Origin of the sequence: Endozoicomonas atrinae, assembly GCF_001647025.1 — a bacterium.
GTDB classification, from domain to species: domain Bacteria; phylum Pseudomonadota; class Gammaproteobacteria; order Pseudomonadales; family Endozoicomonadaceae; genus Endozoicomonas; species Endozoicomonas atrinae.
The window spans coordinates 1-1733 of sequence record NZ_LUKQ02000519.1; the positions used below are offsets into that span (position 1 = coordinate 1).

Below are 1733 nucleotides of genomic sequence, written 5' to 3' on the forward strand. Positions count from 1 at the left end.
CGGCTTTAGCGGTTATTCAAATGTCTGTGCGTTTATGAACAGCGCTTTAAAAGGGCGCATAAAGCGCCCTCTCAAAGCACTGATTCACTTAAATGGGAAAAACCTGCCAATATGGGTCGCTTTACCAAAGACCACCGAACCACGGTCATCAGACCCAAGCTGGCGAACTCTGACTTCAGGTTCACGCAAGCCACCACCCGATTCATCAGAAGCGTTGAGATCAACCACCAGATCGCCCGCTTCTACCGGTTTACTGTCATCCACCAGAAAAAGGTGATCTTCTGACTTGAACCATACAGAGCTATCAGAATCAGCCTTCATAAAATGCTTATCCTCCGGAATTCCATATCCAGCCGACACAGCATCCTACAAACGAACATCAGGAATTAATCGATTGGTATTGCCACAAAAAATAACTTACCCGCCAACACGACTTCTGGAAGCGAGTCATCTTCATTCGATTGCGTAAAAAATACTTCGCCTCCTTCAGCACTGCGCAACCGGCATTCAGAGGATCGAAAAGCAGGATCTATGCGGGCATCCATCGACTGGATGAATGCCTTGTTGTTATGCGATACCAGGCGGTAAACATCACTCTTTCCGGTGTCGGGAAAAACCACCATCGCCACATCACCGCTGTGATAATTGCAGAACGGCTCAAAATACAGGACAGCGTTTTGAGGCAGTTCTTCACGGGTGTATTTCAGTATGGTGGTATAGGCTCCATCGGAATGCTTCGAAGGACAACGATATAAAGCCGCACAGTTATCTTTATCGACATAGCGTCCGGTCGCAAAGTCCACTATCGTCCTCGGTTCATAGTTAGGCAAGAGAGCCCCCTGACCGACGATATTAACCGACATGCCATTCACGTTTCCTGACCCGTTTTCCAGCCAGACGGGATCAACATTCAAGGCATGAGCGATTTTTACCAGATAGACGGATTTTTTATTGCGTCCGGACTCGATGTCGTTAATGCTGCTTTGTCGTGAACCCACAGCTTCAGCCAGCGCTGCCTGGCTGAGACCTCGTTCTTTGCGAACGCGCCGTAAACGATCACCAAGTGTAGACATGCAACTCTCCCAATCCATGTAGAGACACTCCAGCACAACGCAAGATACGCAGGAAATGGCTGGAGCTATTTTCAACGTAAAGTGATGCGTTTAATAAATCAACCCTTTCAACGGAAAAAAATCCGTCAATAAAAGCAGAGGCAATGACGGATGAATCCGAGAAACAGACAAATGTTATTTTTAAACGCTAGGCTGTTGATTTGATATTTTGATCAGTGCATGATTTTTATAGCAAGCAATAACAGCAATCTGAAAAGTACTGGCAAAGGATAATGCCAATACTGGGCAGCGTTGAAAAAACGGTTTCTACGTTTGGCAGGGAAAGCTTAATGAATTTGCTGATTGGTATAGACCCGGGCATCACCGGCGCAATGGCGGCCATCAACGCCGACACGCTCCAGCTGCATGCGGTTGTCGATTTTCCCACCGTCAGTGAAGGCAAAAAGCAGCGCATTTTCACCTATGGCACCGCCGACATTTTAAAACAGTGGGAAAGCGACGCTGACCGGATAGCGATGGTCTATCTGGAAAAGGTGAACGCCATGCCGAAACAGGGCGTCACCTCCATGTTCAATATGGGGCGCAGCTTCGGAGCCATTGAAGGCGTCATCAGTGCCCTTAACCTACCGCTGACGTACATCACCCCCGTCACCTGGAAAC

3 protein-coding genes are annotated in these 1733 nt (G+C 48.0%); 1 reads left to right on the forward strand and 2 read right to left on the reverse strand.

Annotation, left to right across the window (positions count from 1 at the left end; genetic code table 11):
- Positions 1-84 precede the first annotated feature (84 nt).
- Positions 85-321, reverse strand: a complete 237-nt coding sequence (locus AK963_RS28625) for a hypothetical protein (protein ID WP_066018681.1) — start codon at positions 319-321, stop codon at positions 85-87.
- Between the two features lie 65 nt (positions 322-386).
- Positions 387-1073, reverse strand: coding sequence for a helix-turn-helix domain-containing protein (locus tag AK963_RS28630; RefSeq protein WP_066018682.1), 687 nt, complete (start codon positions 1071-1073; stop codon positions 387-389).
- A gap of 272 nt (positions 1074-1345) precedes the next feature.
- Between AK963_RS28630 and AK963_RS28635 the strand changes: the two genes are divergently transcribed.
- Positions 1346-1733 (forward strand): RuvC family protein (locus AK963_RS28635; RefSeq protein ID WP_202969912.1); only part of this gene is annotated, 388 nt, incomplete at its 3' end.